Raw genomic sequence first — 18,934 nt, forward strand, 5'->3', positions numbered from 1 at the left:
AGGCCGGCCCTTGCGGGACCGGCCTTTTTCTTGGTCATAGGTGATGGGGTCAGCTCAGCCGGCTGACCACCACCGTGACTTCGGGCTTTTTGCCAATCTCGTTCAGCGCGGTTTGACGCGCGACGCGGCGCAGCCCTTCCTCCAGCTTGTCGTCATCGGTCAAGGTCTTGCTGCCTGCGCGGCCCATGAACTGCGACAGGTCTTCTTCGAGAATATCGACCAGCGGCGCGTGGCTGCGGCCCTGTTCGGGCAGACCCATCAGGTCACACCACGGATCCCCAAGCGGTTCATCATCTTCGTCGAGGATCACGGTAATTACCACGTGGCCATTCAGCGCCATACGGATCCGGTCGCGGACGATCCCGTCCAGAGCACCGATCTGTACCGAGCCATCCAGATAGGTGCGCCCGGTTTCGATATATTCAACCACGCGCGGTTCATTCCCCGACAGGTCGATCATCATGCCGTTTACAGCCAGAACCCCCGCGCGTCCCTTGGCCGACGCAAGGCTGGCGTGTTCGCGCAGGTGCCGGTGTTCGCCATGCATCGGCACGACGATCTGCGGGTTCACGACATCATGCACGGTTTCCAGATCCGGACGGTTCGCGTGTCCCGAGACATGGTAGTCGCCCATCGAATCGTCGACCACATCAACGCCCTTTTCGGACAGTTGGTTCATGATCCGGATCACGTCACGTTCGTTGCCCGGAATGGTCTTGGAGGAGAAAAGAAAGAGGTCGCCCTCTTTCAATTCGATGCCGTTGTATTTGCCCCGCGCCAACTGGGCACTGGCGGCCCGGCGTTCGCCCTGACTGCCGGTGACCAGCAGCATGACATTCTCACGCGGCAGGCTCGACACGTCCTCGGGGCCGATCACCTTGGGAAATCCGGTCAGAACGCCGGTTTCCACCGCCGCCTCGATCATCCGGCGCATGGCACGCCCCAAAAGACAGATCGACCGCCCGGCCCGTTCCCCCGCCTCGGCAAGGGTTTTTACCCGTGCCACGTTCGAGGCAAAGGTCGTGGCGACAACCATGTTGCGCGCCTCGGAGACCAGTTTTTCAACCGACGGGCCAACCGTCGCCTCCGACCGGCCGGCATGGCGCGAGAAAACATTGGTCGAGTCGCAGATCAGCGCCTTGACCCCATCCTTGGCCACCTCGCCCCACAGGACGGGATCCCAAGGCTCCCCCACCAAGGGCGTCGGGTCCAGTTTGAAATCCCCGGTATGGACAATCCGCCCGGCAGGGCTGTCGATCACCAGCGCGCTGCTTTCCGGAATGGAATGCGAGATCGGCAAAAATCCCACGGTAAAGGGGCCAACGGTCACGTTTTCCGGCCAAGCGGAACAAGTCCGAACAGCCTTGCCCTCGACCCCGTATTCCGCCAGCTTGCCGCGCGCGATATTGGCGGTAAACGCCCGTGCGTAGATCGGCACACCCAGCGCGTCAAAAGTGTGACCGACAGCGCCGACATGATCCTCATGCGCATGAGTGATGAACAGCGCCTCGATCCGATGTTTGTTCGCCTTCAGCCAGCTGATGTCCGGCAGGATCAGGTCAACGCCCGGCGTCGTGTCCATGTCGGGGAAAGTCACCCCCATGTCGACGACGATCAGCCGTTCCTCCCCCGGTTTGCCATAGCCATAGACATAGCAGTTCATGCCGATTTCGCCGGCGCCGCCAAGCGGCAGATAGATCAGTCGGTTCTCGCTCATGCGGGCGCCTCAATTGTCTTGTTGTGATTATGGATTCGGACCAGCCCGTGCATGGTCAGGAATTCTTCGAACGCATCGAACAGCGGGTCGGCCTGCTGGAATAACGGCGCCAGCCCGCCAGTGGCTATCACCTTCATCGGACGATCCCGCTCGGCCCGGATACGGGTGCAGATTTCGCGTACCAACCCGACATAGCCCCAATAGACACCAGACTGCATGCAGGCGACCGTATTGGTGCCCACAACGCGCTGCGGTTTGGTGATGTCCACATGCGGCAGGGCGGCCGCTGCAAGGTGCAGCGCCTCAAGGCTCAGGTTTACGCCCGGCGCAATCACCCCGCCCACATAGGCGCCATCCTCGTCAACCACGTCAAAGGTCGTCGCCGTGCCGAAATCCACCACGATCAGGTCCCCCCCGAACAGGTCGAACCCGGCCACGGTGTTCACCAGACGATCCGGCCCCACCTGCGTTCCCTCGTCCACCCGCACGTCCACCGGCAAAGCGCACTCAGGCTTGCCCACGACCCATGGCCGCGTGTTGAAATACCGGTCCGACAGAACACGGAGGTTAAAGACCACGCGCGGCACCGTGGACGATATGATGACGTCGGTGATGTCTGCCTCGATCTTCTGGAACTCCATCAGGGTGGACAGCCAGACATAATACTGGTCCGCCGTCCGCTGATGTTCCGTCGCGGTGCGCCATGTGGCGATGAATGCCTGCCCGTCCCAGATCGAGAAAACGGTATTTGTGTTGCCACAGTCGATGGCCAAAAGCATGACGCCCGCCTATTCGAAAAAGATATCTGCCGCCGCGATGGTCACACGGCCTTTGGGCGTCTTTAGGACAAGTTGCCCGGCGCCGTCCACCGTCTCGAAAACGCCGGTGGTGCTCTCACGCGACGTGCGGGCAACGATCACCTCGCCCAACCGCGCCGCCCGCGACAGCCAAAGACTGCGGATCGGATCGAACCCATAGGTGACAAATCGTTCTTCCTGCACCGCATAGGCCTCGGCCAACGCATCCAGAAAAACCTCGGGCAAGACCCGAACACCCGTTTCCTCCAGCAATGACACCGGCGCAACCGCGCCCGCCTCCACCGCCTCGCGTCCGGGCGCGGCCAGAAGATTGACCCCGATCCCGATCGCCAGATGCCCGCCGGGGCCACCGATCCCTTCCAACAGGATTCCGGCCAGCTTGCCACCGTTCAGCAAGACATCATTGGGCCATTTCAACGCCAGCCCGGCCTCGGTCCCCGACACCGACGCCAGCGCGTCATAAAGCGCAAGCGACGCCACGAAGGACCGCAGCGCCAGTTTGTCAGCTGTCTCGTCGGGCCGCAGCACCAGCGTTCCGGCAAAATTCCCCGCCGGGTTGACCCAGGCCCGGCCGCGTCGCCCGCGCGCCGCCGTCTGACGCAAACCCAGGATCCACTCGGGCCCCGAAAGCCCGCCCGCGATCCGCGCCGCCTCGGCATTGGTGCTGTCCACTTCCGCCAGCACGCGCCGCCCATAACCCGAAGGCCAGCCCATCAGGACCGGCCTCCAGTTTCTTCTTGGCACAAATACTCCCGCCGGAGGCGGTCCGACAGCGCCCCGGGCGCACCGCGATCAGTTGACAAGCGTTGCCGCCGCCGCCTGTGCCGCGCCTTCAATACCAAAGAGATTGACGACACCGGCCACCATGATGACCGCCGAGACCATGAGAAAACCCCAGAGAACCGGCGACTTGCCGCCATCCAGCGCATCTTCGCGATCCTGACCGAAATACATGTAAAACACGATCCGCAGGTAGTAGAAAGCACCGATGACCGAGGCCACCACGCCCGCCACCGCCAGCCAAGCCAGACCACCCTCATAGGCGGCGCGCAGCACGTAGAACTTGCCGAAGAACCCGACCAGCGGCGGCACACCGGCGAGGCTGAACAACAGCACCAGCATGGCCAGCGCCTTGCCCGGCTCGCGGGTCGAATACATGCCAAGGCTCTGGATATCGGTAACCGGTTGGCCGTCGCGTTCCATCGACAGGATAAAGGCAAATGTGCCGACGTTCATGGTGACGTAGATCGCCATGTAGATCAGCATTGCCTGCACGCCCAGTTCGGTTCCCGCGGCCAGCCCCATCAGCGCATAGCCCATGTGGGCGATCGAGGAATAGGCCATCAGTCGCTTGATGTCGCGCTGGCCGATCGCGGCAATCGACCCGACGAACATCGACAAAACCGACAACAAGGCCACGACCTGCCCCCAATCCGCGGTCGCCTGACCGAAGGCATCGAACATCACGCGGGCAAAGAGCGCCATGGCCGCCACTTTCGGAGCGGTGGCAAAGAAGGCCGTCACCGGCGTCGGCGACCCTTCGTAGACATCCGGCGTCCACATGTGGAACGGCACCGCCGAAACCTTGAACGCCAAACCGGCAATCAGCATGACCAGACCGATCAGCAGGCCAACGGAAACATGGCCTTCGGTCGCCGTCTGGATGATGCCCGAAAACAGTGTCGTTCCGGCAAAGCCATAGGTCAGCGAGGCACCGTAAAGCAACAGACCCGACGACAACGCGCCCAGCACAAAGTACTTCAGTCCGGCCTCAGTGGACTTGGCACTGTCACGGCGGAGCGAGGCCACCACGTAAAGCGACAGCGATTGCAGTTCGAGGCCCATGTAAAGCGCCATCAGGTCGCCCGCAGAGACCATCATCATCATGCCGACTGCCGCCAGCGTGATCAGCAGCGGATATTCGAACCGCAGCAAGCCCCGGCGCGCCATGTAACCTTCGCTCATCAGCAGCACCGCCGCCGCCGAGACAAGGATCACAACCTTGGCGAACCGCGCAAAGCCATCGTTGATGAACATACCGTTGAAGGCCACCTGAGTGCCCTCGCCGGTGGTTCCGATCCAGAAGGCCAGCGCAAGGAACAGCGCCGAGGTCACCCAGACCAGCAGCGGCGCGAACTTGTCCTTGCCGCTGTAGACAGCCCCAACCAGCGCCGCCATCGCGTAAACCGCCAGCCAGATTTCCGGCATGATGATGTTGAGATCGGCCGAGATCATGTCCCGCTCTCCTTAGTGTTCCGCGACAGCAACTTGCGTGTCGGCCTCGGTGCGGCCGGCAGCGGCAAGCGCCGTGTCGTATTTCGTGACCAATGCCTCGACCGCGGGGCCGGTGCGATCCAGGATCGGCGCCGGATAGACCCCCATCCAGATCGTCATCACCACCAGCGGTGCAAAGATCGCCTTTTCGCGCGTGGTCATGTCCTTGATGGTCTTGAGGCTTTCCTTGATGAGGTCGCCCATGACCACCCGGCGATACAGCCACAGCGCATAGGCTGCCGACAGGATCACGCCGGTCGCGGCGCCCGCCGCCACCCAGGTGTTGACCTGGAAAATCCCCATCAGCGTCAGGAATTCCCCGACAAAGCCCGAGGTGCCCGGCAGCCCCACGTTGGCCATGGTGAACAGCATGAAGATCAGCGCATAGGCCGGCATCCGGTTGACCAGACCGCCATAGGCGTCGATTTCGCGCGTGTGCATCCGATCATAGATCACGCCCACGCAGAGGAAGAGCGCGCCCGAGATAAACCCGTGCGAGATCATCTGGAAGATCGCGCCATCGACCCCCTGCTGGTTCGCCGCGAAGATGCCCATGGTGACATATCCCATGTGCGCCACCGACGAATAGGCGATCAGCTTTTTCATGTCTTCCTGCACCAGCGCCACCAGCGAGGTGTAGATGATCGCAATCACCGACAGCGTGAAAACAAAGTTCGCCATCACGTCGCTGCCCACCGGGAACATCGCAAGGCTGAACCGCAGGAAGCCGTAGCCGCCCATCTTCAGCAGGATCGCGGCCAGCACGACCGACCCGGCGGTCGGCGCCTGCACGTGTGCCTCGGGCAACCATGTGTGGACCGGCCACATCGGCATCTTGACCGCGAAGCTGGCGAAGAAGGCGAGGAACAGCATGGTTTGCATCCCGCCAATGATCTGGACACCGAGGATCGAGAAGCTTTCCGAAGCAAAGTTGTGCTTGAGCAACGAGACGTCGCAGCCGCCAATACAGGTGGTGCCCGCATCCGCATACATCGCCACCATGGCCACCAGCATCAGAACCGAGCCGAGGAAGGTGTAGAGGAAGAACTTGAAGCTGGCGTAGATCCGGTCCTTGCCGCCCCAGATGCCGATGATCAGGAACATCGGGATAAGGCAGGCCTCGAAGAAGAGGTAGAACAGAACCAAGTCCAGCGCCATGAACACGCCCAGCATGAGCGTCTCAAGCATCAGGAAGGCGATCATGTATTCCTTGACGCGGTGCTTGACGTCCCAGCTGGCCGCGATGACCAGCGGCATCATGAAGGTGGTCAGCAGCACGAACAGGACCGAAATCCCGTCCACCCCCATGCGATAGCTGAGCCCAAGGAGCCATTCACGCTCTTCCAGCATCTGGAAGCCGGTGTTCGACGCGTCGAACTGCGCCAGGATGAACAGCGAGATCAGGAAGGTCGCTCCCGTGGCGATCATCGCAAGCCATTTCGCGTTGCGTTGCGCCGCCTCGTCGTCGCCCCGCAGGAACAGCGCAAGGATCAGCGCTGCCAGTGCGGGCAGGAAGGTGACGATGGAAAGCAGGTTGCCCATTAGTGTGCCCCTCCGCTGAGCGTCATCCATGTGATGAAGATCGCGATCCCGATCACCATGGCGAAGGCATAAGTAAAGATGTAGCCGGATTGGGCCCGGCCCGCGAGCCGGGTAAAGAAGGGTACGATGCCCATGGCAAGACCGTTGATCCCGCCCTTGATGATCGCCTCGTCACCGCCCTTCCACAGGATGCGACCCAGCGCCTTGGCGGGCTGCACAAAGAGGAAGTCGTAGATTTCGTCGACATACCACTTGTTCAGCAGGAACAGGTACAGCGGACGCTGGCTTGCCGCGAGGGCGACGGGCAGCTTGGGGTTCACGATGTAGAACCAGAAGGCCACCACGAAACCAAGGATCATCGCGATGAAGGGAGAGATCTTGACCCACTTCGGGACGTAGTGCGCGTCATGAAGCACGTGGTTGTCGGGCGCCATGTAGATGGCCCCTGCCCCGGGTGCCGCCGCCGCGTGGTCGTCCTTGGCCGCGCCGTGATCGTCCGCGTGGTCATCGCCATGTGCGGCGTCCTTGACCTCGGCATGGTCGTCCGCGTGACCGGCGTCTTTCGCCTCGGCATGGTCATCGCCATGCTCGGCCGCGGCAACCGCCGGAATTCCGAAGAACTTGTTGACGTAGTCTTCTTTGCCGAAGAACGACCCGTACCAGATCATCCCCGAGAAGACCGCCCCCAACGCCAGCACACCCAGCGGGACCAGCATGACGGTCGGGCTTTCATGCGCGTGCTCATGCGTGTGCTTGTCGCCGCGCGGCTTGCCGTAGAAGGTCAGGAACATCAGGCGCCAGCTGTAGAAGCTGGTGAACAGCGCCGCGATAACCAGCATCCAGAAGGCATAGCCACCGTTGGTGCCGGCATAGGCGCTTTCGATCACCGCATCCTTGGACAGGAAGCCGGCAAAACCGATCGTTGTCAGCGGGATGCCGACACCGGTGATGGCCAGTGTGCCGATCATCATCGCCCAGAAGGTATAGGGAAGCTTTTTGCGCAGGCCACCGTAATTCCGCATGTCCTGTTCGTGATGCATCCCGTGGATCACCGAACCGGCGCCAAGGAACAGCATCGCCTTGAAGAAGGCGTGCGTGAACAGGTGGAACATGGCAACCGAATAGACGCCCACACCGGCCGCCACGAACATGTAGCCCAGCTGCGAACAGGTCGAATAGGCGATCACGCGCTTGATGTCGTTCTGAACAAGGCCGACCGTGGCGGCAAAGAAAGCCGTCGTTGCGCCAAGGAAGGTGATGAAGGCGGTGGCATTGGGCGCGAATTCCATCAGCGGCGACATGCGGCAGACAAGGAAGACGCCCGCGGTCACCATGGTCGCGGCGTGGATCAGGGCCGACACCGGGGTCGGACCTTCCATCGCGTCCGGCAACCAGGTGTGCAGGATGAACTGTGCCGATTTGCCCATGGCACCGATGAAGAGCAGGATCGCCACCACCTCGGCGGCATTCCAGTCGCGCCACAGGAAGGTCAGCTGCGTTTCCGCAATCACCGGCGTCGCGGCAAAGATGTCGTCGAACTTGATGCTGTCGGTCAGGAAGAACAGCGCGAAGATCCCAAGCGCAAAGCCGAAGTCACCGACCCGGTTGACCACGAAGGCCTTGATCGCAGCGGCATTGGCGCTTGGCTTGCGGTAGTAAAAGCCGATCAACAGGTAAGAGGCGACACCCACGCCTTCCCAGCCAAAGAACATCTGCACCAGGTTATCCGAGGTGACCAGCATCAGCATGGCGAAGGTAAAGAAGGACAGGTAGGCGAAGAAACGCGGTTTGTAGCTCTCCTCGCCCTCCTTGAAGTTCTCGTCATGCGCCATGTAGCCAAAGCTATACAGGTGCACGAGCGCCGAAACCGTGGTCACGACGATCAGCATGATCGAGGTCAGACGGTCCAGCCGGATCGACCAAGAGGTGTCCAGAGACCCCGACGAGATCCAGCGCAGGATTTCGATATGGCGCGCGTCCGGACCGTGCTGGAAAAAGACGATCCAGGAAAAGGCACAGGCCAGGAACAGCAGACCCGTGGTGATCCACTGGGCGCCGCGAATGCCGGTCAGTTTCCAGCCAAAGCCCGCAATCAGGCTGCCCACGAGGGGCGCAAAGAGGATGATGCTCTCCATGGGGCGTTAGCCTTTCATCACGTTGACGTCTTCCACGGCGATGGTGCCGCGGTTGCGGAAGAAGCAGACCAGGATCGCAAGCCCGATGGCCGCCTCGGCGGCGGCGACGGTCAGAACGAACAGGGTAAAGACCTGACCGACCAGATCGCCCAGATGGGTCGAGAAGGCGACGAGGTTGATGTTCACCGCCAAGAGCATAAGTTCGATGCTCATGAGCAGGATGATCACGTTCTTCCGGTTCAGGAAAAGCCCGAAGATGCCGATGACGAAGAGCACCGCCGCCACCGTCAGGTAATGTTCCAATCCGATCATTATCGCCCCTCCGGGCCTTGCGCCCGATTTCGTTCCGTCTCGTTCGGCCCGGTTCCCCGGACCACTGCGCCCCGGTCGATCTGCCGGGGCTTTCTGGTCTTGGTTCCGCCCCTGTCGAGGCGGAGGTCCCGGGTCAGGCCCGGGACGGGTTTATCCCTGCCGCCGCCGCAGCTTAAGACGCGACAGCTTGTCTTCGGTCCAGTCCTGCGCCCGCACCGGCAGCAAGAGCATCGCCTTGCGCAAGAGCCAGGCACCGAACATGAGCTTGAGGATCCAGAAGCCCACGTATAGCGCCAGCCCGTAAGGCGACAGGACGATTTCCCAAAGCCCCTGCATCACAGGCCCTGCCCCGGTTTCACGTCTTTCAGCTCCATCGCCTTGGCCGGATCACGATACATCTGGGCCAGCACATCCTGACGCTTGACGTCCTGACGGTGGCGCAGGGTCAGCACGATGGCGCCGATCATCGCGACCAGCAGGATCAGGCCCGCCAGTTGGAACAGCAGGAAATAGTCGTCGTAGAGGATCATCCCCAAGGCCTGCGTGTTGTGCATGCCTTCGGGCATCGGCTGGGCCAATTGGGCCGCCGCCATGTCCGAGGACTGCCAGGCGCCAAAGGCCATCGCCAGTTGCATCAGGATCACCAGACCGATCAACAGCGCCAGCGGCATGTACTTCGCCATCTCCGCCTTCAGTTCGGCGAAATCGACGTCCAGCATCATGACCACGAAGAGGAAAAGGACCGCGACCGCACCGACATAGACGATGATCAGCAGCATGGCGACAAACTCCGCGCCCATAAGCACGAACAGGCCCGCCGCCGACAAGAAGGCGAGGATCAGCCAAAGCACCGAATGCACCGGGTTGCGGGAAACGACGGTGAACAGACCGCCCGCAATGGCGCCGAGTGCGAAGAGGTAGAAGGCAAAGACCATCATGTCTCGTCATCCTTGTTTTCATTGATGACTTCGCGCGCCAGTTCCATGGCGCGGGTCATCGCGGGAATTCCTGCGAACATCGACATATGGCCGATGGTTTCTGCGATTTCTTCGGGGGTGGCCCCGGCCTCCAATGCATGGCGCACGGTGAGCCGGAACGGCGTTTCTGCCTGAGCCCCCTGCATGGTCAGCCCGGAGAGCGTCAGCAAAAGGCGGGTCTTGGCATCAAGCCCCTGTTTCGAGATCCCCTTGCCGAACCACATTTCCATGGCGTCCTTGGACATGGTCGGCCAGAGTTTCTCGAACCCTTTGGGATCAAAGCTGCTGAGCGCGGGGTTGAAGGCTTTGGCCATCTCCTGCGCCTGCTGCATCATCAATTCGAAAGGTGTCTTGGAGTCGGTCATGTCCGGGTCTCCTTCGGGGCGCAGGCCGCATCGACCCGCGCATCAAGTTCACGGCTGAGCACATCCAGCGCCGCGCTGGCACGCTCTGCCTTGGCGGACAGGGCGTCGATCTTGCGCGTCGCGGCGGTCAGAATATCGTCCAGATAACCGGTGGAAGCGTTCATTGCCCCCCCTCCCCGGTCGGACAGGCACCAAAGACCGAAACCCGCGCTTCAAGCCAGTTCTGGCCATCCAGCTTGCGCGGTTCAAGGATCGAAACAGCCTCGACCCCGTCGCGCTGGAACGGCGCCACATTGGCCAGCCCCTCGGGCTTGCCGGTAAAGGACGCCCCCCAGTCCTTCATCAGTCGATCAAAGATCGTCTTCACCATGGCGGCCTGATCCGGCGCGCCAACGGTCATGAAGCAACTGCAAAAGCCGTCATGCGCCAGCAAGCTGACGACCGCCTCGGGCGGCAGGTGCCAACCCTGTTCGATCTTCTGCAAACCCGCGGCCCTTGCTTTGGCGTCAAAAGACGCAAACCCGGGCGCAGACGCCATGCAGACCAAGGAAAACACCTCGGCGCGCTGTGCCATCCATTCCGGGCTGCCCTCGACAAGTGTCTGGGCACCCACGGCTTGGGTGGCAAGAAGCAGGGTTATGACAGCGGGTCGGATCATTGGCGGGTCAGCGGTACGGAGCGTCCAGTTCGAGGTTGCGGGCGATTTCGGCCTCCCAGCGTTCGCCGTTTTCCAGCAGCTTGGCCTTGTCGTAGTAAAGCTCTTCGCGGGTCTCGGTCGAAAACTCGAAGTTCGGACCTTCGACAATCGCATCCACCGGGCAGGCTTCCTGGCAGAAACCGCAGTAGATGCATTTGGTCATGTCGATGTCATAGCGCGTCGTGCGGCGCGAACCGTCGTCGCGCGGTTCCGCGTCGATGGTGATCGCCTGCGCCGGACAGATCGCTTCGCACAGCTTGCAGGCGATGCAGCGTTCTTCGCCGTTCGGATAACGGCGCAGCGCGTGCTCGCCACGGAACCGGGGCGACAGCGGCCCCTTTTCATGCGGATAGTTCAACGTGGCCTTGGGCGCGAAGAAATACTTCAGGCCCAGTTGAAAGCCTTTCACAAAGTCCGCGAGCAGAAAGTATTTCGCGGCGCGCCCGTAGTCGATGGTCGCCATGCTAGCCTTGCTCCTGTGCCAGTTTGTGCAGTTCGGCGTCCAGCGCCTCTGCGTTGGGGGCATCCGCCAACGGATCTCCCAGTCTATCGTCGTCATCCTCGGTGGGGGCGCCCTGCGCCGGGACCGGATCGGCCGCCGCGCGCGCCGCTTCGGCGGCTTTCATGTCGGCCGCCCAGCGGAATACCGCGGCGGCGATTTCCGTCGCCTGCGGCATCAGGTTGCCGTCACTGTCCACGTCCGGCAGGCCGGTATCGCGCACCACGAAATCACCCAAATCGATCATGTCGATGTATTTCGCGTCGAGGATGGCGTTCTTGAGATCAGACATTGCTTTCTCCGCTGGCTGCGGGGCCGCGATGATCGCGTGCCCCTGCCAACAGGATATCACCCAAGGGCAATACCTGCGCCGTCCGCTTCACTTTGAAGCTGTCCGAAACGATATGTTTCCGATCAGTCAACAACCTCAGCCCCCGGTCACCCAGCGTGCATAGCTTTCAAAGAACCAGCCGAACTTGGCGGCGAAGGCCACAAACACGACCCAGACCAGCGAGAACGGCAGGAAGACTTTCCAACCCAGCCGCATCAGCTGGTCATAGCGATAGCGCGGGGTAATCGCCTTCACCATCGCGAAGATGAAGAAGAAGAAGGCCATCTTGCCGACCATCCACAGCGCCCCGTCCGGCAGACCCGGGATCGGCGACAGCCAGCCGCCGAAGAACAGCAGCGTCGTCAGGGCGCACATCAGGAAGATCGCGATATATTCACCAGCCATGAACAGCAGGAAGGGGGTCGAGGAATATTCCACCTGGTAGCCCGCCACCAGTTCCGATTCCGCCTCGGGGAGGTCGAAGGGCGGGCGGTTCGTTTCGGCCAGCGCCGAGATGAAGAACAGGAAGACCATCGGGAAATGCGGCAGCCAGTACCAGTTGAAGAACCCGAGGTTGCCGTCCTGCGCCCGCACGATATCGCCAAAGTTCATCGACCCGGTCGAGATGATCACACCGATGATGATCAGGCCGATAGACACTTCGTAGGAAATCATCTGTGCCGCCGAGCGCAGCGACCCAAGGAACGGGTATTTCGAGTTCGAGGCCCAGCCGCCCATGATCACGCCGTAGACCTCAAGCGAGGAAACCGCGAAGACGTAGAGGATCGCCACGTTGATATCCGAGATCACCCACCCATCCGAGAAGGGGATCACCGCCCATGCGATCACCGCCAGCACAAAGCTGAGCATCGGCGCCAGCAAAAAGACCGTCCGGTCCGCGCCCGCCGGGATCACCACTTCCTTGACGACGTACTTTAGCGCGTCGGCCACGGATTGCAGGATGCCATAGACGCCGACCACGTTCGGGCCGCGCCGCATCTGGACCGCGGCCCAGATCTTGCGGTCGCCGTAAACGAGGAACAGCAGTGAAATCATCACGAAACCCAGCACCGCAAGGCATTGGGCGAAAATGATGACAAAGGTGCCCAGAGGCGTGGCGAAGAAGTTTTCCATCAGGTCCTCACACCATCGGTATTCCGTTCTCGGCACAGGCCAGCGCCACCACTTCGGCGTCGATGGTCTTGAGCCCGCGGGGCAGCGCCGCCGAGATGGTGTAAACCGCATCTCCACGCCAGAGGCCACCCTCTTCGTAAACTGTCGTGCGCAAATGCCGCGCGAAACCATACCCCCGGATCAGCACGTATTGCGCGGCTGCGCATTCGGCGTAATCCTCGACGTCACCGGCATCGCGCGCACCGCGCATCTCGACTTCGAACTGCACCAGGTCTCCGTCCAGAAGCCGCGTCTCGATGCCCGAATAGGAGGGCATGAACGGGGCTTCGGGGCCTTCATCCTTGGTGCAGGCCGACAGGCCGGTGGCAATCACCAGCAGGGGTATGATCGCGAGACCGCGCACTTATTCCGCCGCCAGCGGGGCAGAGGCCCGACCGCGTGCCTGTTTCGACAACTCGGCCATCAGTTCCGAGGACCGCGCAATCGGGTTGGTCAGGTAGAAGTCGCGCACCGCATAGCGGAAATCCGCACTGCCCAGCGTTCCCGCCTCGACCAGTGTCCAATCGTTCTCGGGGACCTCGTCGATGTTTGCCAGGTGCGGAACCGCGCCGATCAGCGCCTGACGCAGCTCTGCCAGCGTGTTCCACGGCAGCGCACTGCCCAGTTCCGCCGAAAGCGCCCGCAGGATTGCCCAGTTTTCCTTGGCCTCGCCCGGCGCAAAGCCCGCGCGCAGCGCCAGCTGGGGACGGCCTTCGGTGTTCACGAACAGGCCCTGTTCCTCGGTGTAGGCGGCACCCGGCAGGATCACGTCGGCGCGATGTGCGCCCCGGTCGCCGTGCGACCCCTGATAGATCACAAAGGCGCCTTCGCCGATCTCGACCTCGTCCGCGCCGAGGCTATAGATCACGTCCGCGTCCTGAACCGCATCCATGCCGCGTTCATTCGTGGCATCGACGTCCAGCGCGCCAACGCGGGATGCGGCGGTGTGCAGCACCAGCATGCGACCGGACAGCCCCATGCAGGCCGCCAGAACCGCGGCGCCATCAGCCTCGTTCAGGGCGCCCTGCCCCACGATCACGATGGCCCCTTCGCCCGCGGTCACATTCGCCAGCGCCGCGCGGTCAGTGCCACATTCCTCGACGTCATAGGTCAGGTCGACAGCCGGACCGATCCGTTTGACCGTCGCACCCAGCGACCACGCCTTGCGGATCCGCGCGTTGAGCACCGGCGCTTCCTCGCGCGGGTTGGTGCCGACAAGAATGATCTCGCTGGCGGAGTCGATGTCCTCGATCGCAACATTGCCGACATAGGCCGAACGGTTGCCGGCGGGCAGCTTCGCGCCGTCGGTGCGGCTTTCGACAACGCCGCCCAGCCCCTCGACCATCTGCTTGAGGCTGAAGATCGCCTCGACCGGGGCCAGATCGCCAACGATACCGGCAGGTTTCGCGGCACCTTTCAACGCGGCACCGGCCTTGGCCAGCGCCTCACCCCAGCTTGCGGGGCGCAGTTTGCCGTTTTCGCGGATGTAAGGACGGTCCAGACGCTGACGGCGCAGCCCGTCCCAGACAAAGCGCGTCTTGTCGGAAATCCATTCCTCGTTCACGCCGTCATGGTTGCGCGGCAGAATGCGCATCACTTCTCGGCCCTTGGTATCGACCCGGATGTTCGAGCCAAGCGCATCCATCACGTCGATGGTCTCGGTCTTGGTCAGTTCCCACGGGCGGGCGGTGAAGGCATAGGGCTTGGACACCAGCGCGCCCACCGGGCACAGGTCGATGATATTGCCCTGAAGGTTCGAATCGAGCGTCTGGTTCAGATAGCTCGTGATCTCGGCATCTTCGCCGCGACCGGTCTGGCCCATCTGGGTGATGCCCGCGACCTCGGTCGTGAAGCGCACGCAGCGGGTGCAGGAAATGCAGCGCGTCATGTGGGTTTCGACCAGCGGACCAAGGTCCAGATCGTCCACCGCGCGCTTGGCCTCGGTAAAGCGGCTGAAATCGACGCCATAGGCCATCGCCTGATCCTGAAGGTCGCATTCGCCCCCCTGATCGCAGATCGGGCAGTCCAGCGGGTGGTTGATGAGCAGGAACTCCATCACCCCTTCGCGGGCCTTCTTCACCATCGGCGAGTTGGTCTTGATTTCCGGCGGTTCGCCGTTCCGGCCCGGACGCATGTCCCGCACCTGCATCGCGCAGGACGCGGCGGGTTTGGGCGGTCCGCCCACAACCTCGACAAGGCACATGCGGCAGTTGCCGGCGATCGACAGACGTTCGTGGTAACAGAAACGAGGAACCTCGACCCCGGCCTCTTCGCAGGCCTGAATCAGGGTCATCGCCCCGTCCACTTCGATCTCTTGTCCGTCGATGATGATCTTGCGCAAATCGGACATGCCCGTGCCTCTCCCGTTCTTCGGCTGGCAGCGCCCGCTTGCAAGGCAGGCCGCAGTCCTCGGCGTTCTATCGTGCAACGTCAGACGTTACCAGATGCAGGCGCAGCGAAAACGCAGGAAAAATCGACGCGGCCCGCAGGTTTTGCCCACAAGCCACATCTGACGGACAACAAAAGGAGAATATGATCCGCCCGTTAGGCGATCATCGCGACTCAGCGCAGGAAGAAACCGATAGGCCCGCCGCGTGCGATGTCATCGCGTCCGAACTGGCACAGCGCCCCCTTGTCCTTGGCGTTCACACCCTGCGTGGCCAGCCAGCTCTCGGCCTTTTTGCGCATACGTTTCTTTTCGGCATCCGAACTCACGTAGCGGTCGATTTCCTCTTCGGAATAGCCAAGCGCCTTGGCGCGCGATTCCAATGCCTTGATCTGGCGATAGGCGCGCACCATCCGCGGATTGATCTCGTCACACCGTTTGCGGATGTCGTCTGCGATGGCGATGGCCATCAGCCCGTCGTCGATTTCGCGCACTTCGCTCAGCGGCGGCTTGGCCGCGGCAGGCAGGGCAAAAGTCAGGCAAAGGGCAGATGTGAGAATCAGGCGCATGAACGGGCTCCCCGTTGAGAAAACTTGCCTGATAGCTGGGGGTCGCAGGCCCGGATATTCAATATCCGGGCCGAACTTGTTCTGATTTCGGCAGGTTTCCACGCTTTTTGCGCGGGGGATCGCCGGTTTTGCCCTGCGGATCAGGCCGCTTTGTCGTGACAACTGCCTTTGAAGGTCAGCGTATCGTCGACAACGCGCAGCGATTGCCCGTCCGCATCAGGCGCCACCGTCCAGTCGATCTCGGAGGTGCCATAGAACTGGATGCAATGCTGAGTCGCCTTGTACAGCGCCGACGCGCGCGCGCCCTCGACCGATTTGGACACCTGATAGACGGTCACGGTGAAATCCTGCCGGTTGCGACGTTCGGATTTCACCACCGTCCGGAACCGCTGGCCGTCAAAAACCGGGGCGTTCGACTTGAAGATCCCGGCCCGTTCACAGCCGCCCAGCGTGGCCGCCATGGCCAGGATGCAAAGCACACGAGTCATCATTTCATTGCCCTCCCCGGCACAGAACCTCGAATTCGGCCGCCGTGGCCGTCACCCCGGCCAGAATTGTTGCAAGCGCGTTGGTCCCACGGCACCCGGCACTGGCGGCAAAGCGCCCCGCCGCCTGCATCTGGGCCTGCGCCGGTGCCGCACCAGCGGCTGTCTTGACGCTGACATAGGCCTGAACCGCCTGTGTCGATCCCGATCCGTCGCGCGCCTGCATCTGCACGGCGCGGCGCTGGATCTCGCCGACGAAAGCCTTGGACCGCACCGTTTCCGCCTGCGCCACCGACGCCAGCGCCGCAATCAGCGCTGCCGCCCCCAAAATCCGTTTCATTGTCGTTCCTGTCGTTCTCAGCTCGCCTCGGTCACGCACCGCCGATTACGCCACATTTGCGCCTCGGGCAAATGCGCCCAGCCGAACGCGTCGTCACTGTCGCCTTCGCGGCGATGGAGGTCAAGGCGCGCCAGCGCCTCGTCCAGCGTCGGCCGGTGCCCCGCCGGCACCCACCACATGACGAAATGCTGATCCTGCATCAGTTCGAACCATTCCGCACGGCGGTCATAGAACTGTTTGTGGATCGTCCCCCAGACGAATCGCTCAAGGCTTTCAACGTCTTCCCAGACGGTCAGGTTGGCGACGAACTGCGGATCGTCGCCAATGGCGTTTTCGGTATTGCCCGTCCCCGGTTCGCCCGAACCTTCCATCATCCAGACGAAGCCGGGCATACGCTTGCCCAGCCCGTTGATCTTGTCCAGCGCCCCCATGAACTCGGCCACACGCGGATCATCCGTCGGCGCGACCAGCCGTCCGATGTTCAATTCCGCAAGGTGAAATCCGTCACGTGTCATCGCTGGGTCCTTCTCAAATCCGCTCGCTCCGCGTTGCGAGGCTGACTAATTCATCTTTTGCCAAGGGTTCCGCCCGAACAGGAGGCAGAACCTACCAACCCGCTTTCCAGCACAGGTCGTAAAACACCCACTGACCATCCCTCTCGCCAGACGAAGACGGCGCGTCGCGCACCTCCAGCGCGTAATGGCGGCAGAAACTCTCTGCCAGCTTGCGGGCCAGCGCCTCATCGCCCGGTCCCAGTTGGGGGGCCGCGTTGGCTGTCACCTCGATATAGCTTTCCGAAACCCAAACCTTCGACGGCAGGCCGTCCGTCGGCATGGGTTCCACATCCTCGCGTTCGTATTGCGAGAAATATCCGTTGAAGGACCGCCCCTTGTACCGGATTTCATCCTGAATAGAAACCGGCTCCCTGTTCTGGGCCACGGCTGCGCCGGCACAAAGAAAAAGACCCCCTGCCAAGCGGCAGAGGGTCCTGAAATCACAGCCGACCGCCAAGGTCACTCTGCCGCGACCGCGCTGAGGCGGCCGGTTTTCTGTGCCTTGATGCGATCCTCGATCTCGTCGCGGAAGTTGCGGATCAGGCCCTGGATCGGCCATGCCGCCGCATCGCCAAGCGCACAGATCGTGTGGCCTTCGACCTGCTTGGTCACATCCCAGAGCATGTCGATTTCTTCCTCGTCGGCCTCGCCCTTCACAAGGCGGTCCATGACGCGCATCATCCAGCCGGTGCCTTCGCGGCAGGGCGTGCACTGGCCACAGCTTTCGTGCTTGTAAAACTTGGATAGCCGCCAGATCGCCTTGATGATGTCGGTCTGCTTGTCCATCACGATCACCGCCGCCGTGCCAAGGCCCGAGCCAAGCTCGCCGCGCAGATAGTCGAAATCCATGATCGCGTCGCGCATCTTTTCGCCGCGCACACAAGGCACCGAGGATCCGCCGGGGATCACCGCCTTGAGGTTGTCCCAACCACCGCGAATGCCACCGCAATGCTTTTCGATCAGTTCTTCAAAGCTGATCGACATGGCCTCTTCGACAACGCAGGGGTTGTTGACGTGGCCCGAGATGGCGAACAGCTTGGTGCCCTTGTTGTTGTCGCGGCCAAAGCCCGAAAACCACTCGCCGCCCCGGCGCAGGATCGTCGGCACAACGGCAATCGATTCAACGTTGTTCACCGTGGTCGGGCAGCCGTACAGGCCCGCGCCCGCCGGGAACGGCGGCTTCATCCGGGGCATGCCTTTCTTGCCTTCAAGGCTTTCCAGCAGCGCGGTTTCCTCGCCGCAGATATAGGCGCCCGCGCCGTGGTGTACGAAAAGCTCGAAATCCCAGCCCGAACCGGCGGCGTTCTTGCCCAGCAGGCCCGCGTCATAGGCCTCGTCGATCGCCGCTTGCAGGGCCTCACGCTCGCGGATGTATTCGCCGCGAATGTAGATGTAGCAAGCATGGGCGTTCATCGCGAAAGAAGCGATCAGGCAGCCTTCGATCAGCGTGTGCGGATCGTGGCGCATGATCTCGCGGTCTTTACAGGTGCCCGGCTCTGATTCGTCGGCGTTCACCACCAGGTAGGCCGGACGCCCATCCGATTCCTTGGGCATGAAGGACCATTTCAGACCGGTCGGAAAACCGGCACCGCCGCGACCGCGCAGGCCCGAGGATTTCATTTCCTCGATGATCCAGTCGCGCCCCTTGGCAATGATGTCCTTGGTGCCGTCCCAATGACCACGCTTTTTCGCGCCGTCGAGGGTGCGGTCATGCATGCCGTAGAGGTTGGTAAAGATCCGGTCCTGGTCAGCTAGCATCT

At 62.1% G+C, this 18,934-nt stretch carries 23 protein-coding genes; all 23 read right to left on the bottom strand.

From position 1 onward, the window contains the following. Positions 1-49: 49 nt before the first annotated feature. Positions 50-1,717, bottom strand: a complete 1,668-nt coding sequence (locus tag KJP30_RS04690) for a ribonuclease J (RefSeq protein WP_218447828.1) — start codon at positions 1,715-1,717, stop codon at positions 50-52. Next, positions 1,714-2,496, bottom strand: coding sequence for a type III pantothenate kinase (locus KJP30_RS04695; protein WP_218447829.1), 783 nt, complete (start codon positions 2,494-2,496; stop codon positions 1,714-1,716). Before KJP30_RS04695 ends, KJP30_RS04690 begins: the two co-directional genes overlap by 4 nt. 9 nt (positions 2,497-2,505) lie before the next feature. Then, positions 2,506-3,249 carry a biotin--[acetyl-CoA-carboxylase] ligase gene (locus KJP30_RS04700; RefSeq protein WP_218447830.1) on the bottom strand — a complete coding sequence of 248 codons (744 nt, stop codon included), beginning with the start codon at positions 3,247-3,249 and terminating at the stop codon, positions 2,506-2,508. 78 nt (positions 3,250-3,327) lie between these two features. Continuing rightward, positions 3,328-4,770, bottom strand: a complete 1,443-nt coding sequence (nuoN, locus tag KJP30_RS04705; RefSeq protein ID WP_218447831.1) for an NADH-quinone oxidoreductase subunit NuoN — start codon at positions 4,768-4,770, stop codon at positions 3,328-3,330. 12 nt (positions 4,771-4,782) lie between these two features. Next, complete coding sequence (locus KJP30_RS04710) at positions 4,783-6,351, bottom strand: NADH-quinone oxidoreductase subunit M (protein ID WP_218447832.1); 1,569 nt, start codon at positions 6,349-6,351, stop codon at positions 4,783-4,785. Then, the gene (gene nuoL / locus KJP30_RS04715; protein ID WP_218447833.1) at positions 6,351-8,486 is read right to left on the bottom strand and encodes an NADH-quinone oxidoreductase subunit L; all 2,136 of its coding nucleotides are present in this window, start codon (positions 8,484-8,486) and stop codon (positions 6,351-6,353) included. The genes KJP30_RS04710 and nuoL overlap by 1 nt, the downstream gene beginning before the upstream one ends. Before the next feature lie 6 nt (positions 8,487-8,492). After that, on the bottom strand, positions 8,493-8,798 hold the full coding sequence (gene nuoK / locus KJP30_RS04720; RefSeq protein WP_023849383.1) for an NADH-quinone oxidoreductase subunit NuoK: 306 nt from the start codon (positions 8,796-8,798) through the stop codon (positions 8,493-8,495). A gap of 150 nt (positions 8,799-8,948) precedes the next feature. Next, a complete protein-coding gene (locus KJP30_RS04725; RefSeq protein ID WP_218447834.1) occupies positions 8,949-9,134 on the bottom strand; it encodes a hypothetical protein in 186 nt (61 codons plus the stop codon). Continuing rightward, the gene (locus KJP30_RS04730; protein ID WP_218447835.1) at positions 9,134-9,736 is read right to left on the bottom strand and encodes an NADH-quinone oxidoreductase subunit J; all 603 of its coding nucleotides are present in this window, start codon (positions 9,734-9,736) and stop codon (positions 9,134-9,136) included. The genes KJP30_RS04725 and KJP30_RS04730 overlap by 1 nt, the downstream gene beginning before the upstream one ends. Continuing rightward, a complete protein-coding gene (locus KJP30_RS04735; RefSeq protein ID WP_218447836.1) occupies positions 9,733-10,140 on the bottom strand; it encodes a carboxymuconolactone decarboxylase family protein in 408 nt (135 codons plus the stop codon). Before KJP30_RS04735 ends, KJP30_RS04730 begins: the two co-directional genes overlap by 4 nt. Beyond that, positions 10,137-10,304, bottom strand: coding sequence for a hypothetical protein (locus KJP30_RS04740; RefSeq protein WP_218447837.1), 168 nt, complete (start codon positions 10,302-10,304; stop codon positions 10,137-10,139). The genes KJP30_RS04735 and KJP30_RS04740 overlap by 4 nt, the downstream gene beginning before the upstream one ends. Next, positions 10,301-10,798, bottom strand: coding sequence for a hypothetical protein (locus tag KJP30_RS04745; RefSeq protein ID WP_218447838.1), 498 nt, complete (start codon positions 10,796-10,798; stop codon positions 10,301-10,303). Before KJP30_RS04745 ends, KJP30_RS04740 begins: the two co-directional genes overlap by 4 nt. 7 nt (positions 10,799-10,805) lie before the next feature. Beyond that, a complete protein-coding gene (gene nuoI / locus KJP30_RS04750) occupies positions 10,806-11,300 on the bottom strand; it encodes an NADH-quinone oxidoreductase subunit NuoI (RefSeq protein WP_218447839.1) in 495 nt (164 codons plus the stop codon). Position 11,301: 1 nt separating this feature from the next. Next, a complete protein-coding gene (locus KJP30_RS04755; protein ID WP_218447840.1) occupies positions 11,302-11,628 on the bottom strand; it encodes a hypothetical protein in 327 nt (108 codons plus the stop codon). Between the two features lie 135 nt (positions 11,629-11,763). Continuing rightward, complete coding sequence (nuoH, locus tag KJP30_RS04760; protein ID WP_218447841.1) at positions 11,764-12,801, bottom strand: NADH-quinone oxidoreductase subunit NuoH; 1,038 nt, start codon at positions 12,799-12,801, stop codon at positions 11,764-11,766. Between the two features lie 7 nt (positions 12,802-12,808). Further along, positions 12,809-13,174 carry a YNQ4 family lipoprotein gene (locus tag KJP30_RS04765; protein WP_500861503.1) on the bottom strand — a complete coding sequence of 122 codons (366 nt, stop codon included), beginning with the start codon at positions 13,172-13,174 and terminating at the stop codon, positions 12,809-12,811. A 30-nt stretch (positions 13,175-13,204) separates the two neighbouring features. Beyond that, on the bottom strand, positions 13,205-15,190 hold the full coding sequence (nuoG, locus tag KJP30_RS04770) for an NADH-quinone oxidoreductase subunit NuoG (protein WP_218447843.1): 1,986 nt from the start codon (positions 15,188-15,190) through the stop codon (positions 13,205-13,207). 212 nt (positions 15,191-15,402) lie between these two features. After that, entirely contained in the window at positions 15,403-15,795 is a 393-nt protein-coding gene (locus KJP30_RS04775; protein ID WP_218447844.1) for a DUF5333 domain-containing protein, read from the bottom strand. Positions 15,796-15,935: 140 nt separating this feature from the next. Beyond that, complete coding sequence (locus tag KJP30_RS04780; RefSeq protein ID WP_218447845.1) at positions 15,936-16,283, bottom strand: hypothetical protein; 348 nt, start codon at positions 16,281-16,283, stop codon at positions 15,936-15,938. 4 nt (positions 16,284-16,287) lie between these two features. Then, entirely contained in the window at positions 16,288-16,620 is a 333-nt protein-coding gene (locus KJP30_RS04785) for a hypothetical protein (RefSeq protein ID WP_218447846.1), read from the bottom strand. 17 nt (positions 16,621-16,637) lie between these two features. Next, complete coding sequence (locus tag KJP30_RS04790) at positions 16,638-17,135, bottom strand: DUF3291 domain-containing protein (protein WP_218447847.1); 498 nt, start codon at positions 17,133-17,135, stop codon at positions 16,638-16,640. A 91-nt stretch (positions 17,136-17,226) separates the two neighbouring features. Next, entirely contained in the window at positions 17,227-17,559 is a 333-nt protein-coding gene (locus KJP30_RS04795) for a hypothetical protein (protein WP_218447848.1), read from the bottom strand. Between the two features lie 74 nt (positions 17,560-17,633). After that, positions 17,634-18,932, bottom strand: a complete 1,299-nt coding sequence (nuoF, locus tag KJP30_RS04800; RefSeq protein WP_218447849.1) for an NADH-quinone oxidoreductase subunit NuoF — start codon at positions 18,930-18,932, stop codon at positions 17,634-17,636. Between the last annotated feature and the right edge of the window lie 2 nt (positions 18,933-18,934).

This window comes from Antarctobacter sediminis, assembly GCF_019218285.1.
GTDB classification, from domain to species: domain Bacteria; phylum Pseudomonadota; class Alphaproteobacteria; order Rhodobacterales; family Rhodobacteraceae; genus Antarctobacter; species Antarctobacter sediminis.

Excerpts from the sequence above, each read along its gene's own strand:
- KJP30_RS04690 (WP_218447828.1), bottom strand. The coding sequence starts at position 1,717 with ATGAGCGAGAACCGACTGATCTATCTGCCGCTTGGCGGCGCCGGCGAA.
- KJP30_RS04695 (WP_218447829.1), bottom strand. The coding sequence starts at position 2,496 with ATGCTTTTGGCCATCGACTGTGGCAACACAAATACCGTTTTCTCGATC.
- KJP30_RS04700 (WP_218447830.1), bottom strand. The coding sequence starts at position 3,249 with ATGGGCTGGCCTTCGGGTTATGGGCGGCGCGTGCTGGCGGAAGTGGAC.
- nuoN (WP_218447831.1), bottom strand. The coding sequence starts at position 4,770 with ATGATCTCGGCCGATCTCAACATCATCATGCCGGAAATCTGGCTGGCG.
- KJP30_RS04710 (WP_218447832.1), bottom strand. The coding sequence starts at position 6,351 with ATGGGCAACCTGCTTTCCATCGTCACCTTCCTGCCCGCACTGGCAGCG.
- nuoL (WP_218447833.1), bottom strand. The coding sequence starts at position 8,486 with ATGGAGAGCATCATCCTCTTTGCGCCCCTCGTGGGCAGCCTGATTGCG.
- nuoK (WP_023849383.1), bottom strand. The coding sequence starts at position 8,798 with ATGATCGGATTGGAACATTACCTGACGGTGGCGGCGGTGCTCTTCGTC.
- KJP30_RS04725 (WP_218447834.1), bottom strand. The coding sequence starts at position 9,134 with ATGCAGGGGCTTTGGGAAATCGTCCTGTCGCCTTACGGGCTGGCGCTA.
- KJP30_RS04730 (WP_218447835.1), bottom strand. The coding sequence starts at position 9,736 with ATGATGGTCTTTGCCTTCTACCTCTTCGCACTCGGCGCCATTGCGGGC.
- KJP30_RS04735 (WP_218447836.1), bottom strand. The coding sequence starts at position 10,140 with ATGACCGACTCCAAGACACCTTTCGAATTGATGATGCAGCAGGCGCAG.
- KJP30_RS04740 (WP_218447837.1), bottom strand. The coding sequence starts at position 10,304 with ATGAACGCTTCCACCGGTTATCTGGACGATATTCTGACCGCCGCGACG.
- KJP30_RS04745 (WP_218447838.1), bottom strand. The coding sequence starts at position 10,798 with ATGATCCGACCCGCTGTCATAACCCTGCTTCTTGCCACCCAAGCCGTG.
- nuoI (WP_218447839.1), bottom strand. The coding sequence starts at position 11,300 with ATGGCGACCATCGACTACGGGCGCGCCGCGAAATACTTTCTGCTCGCG.
- KJP30_RS04755 (WP_218447840.1), bottom strand. The coding sequence starts at position 11,628 with ATGTCTGATCTCAAGAACGCCATCCTCGACGCGAAATACATCGACATG.
- nuoH (WP_218447841.1), bottom strand. The coding sequence starts at position 12,801 with ATGGAAAACTTCTTCGCCACGCCTCTGGGCACCTTTGTCATCATTTTC.
- nuoG (WP_218447843.1), bottom strand. The coding sequence starts at position 15,190 with ATGTCCGATTTGCGCAAGATCATCATCGACGGACAAGAGATCGAAGTG.
- KJP30_RS04775 (WP_218447844.1), bottom strand. The coding sequence starts at position 15,795 with ATGCGCCTGATTCTCACATCTGCCCTTTGCCTGACTTTTGCCCTGCCT.
- KJP30_RS04780 (WP_218447845.1), bottom strand. The coding sequence starts at position 16,283 with ATGACTCGTGTGCTTTGCATCCTGGCCATGGCGGCCACGCTGGGCGGC.
- KJP30_RS04785 (WP_218447846.1), bottom strand. The coding sequence starts at position 16,620 with ATGAAACGGATTTTGGGGGCGGCAGCGCTGATTGCGGCGCTGGCGTCG.
- KJP30_RS04790 (WP_218447847.1), bottom strand. The coding sequence starts at position 17,135 with ATGACACGTGACGGATTTCACCTTGCGGAATTGAACATCGGACGGCTG.
- nuoF (WP_218447849.1), bottom strand. The coding sequence starts at position 18,932 with ATGCTAGCTGACCAGGACCGGATCTTTACCAACCTCTACGGCATGCAT.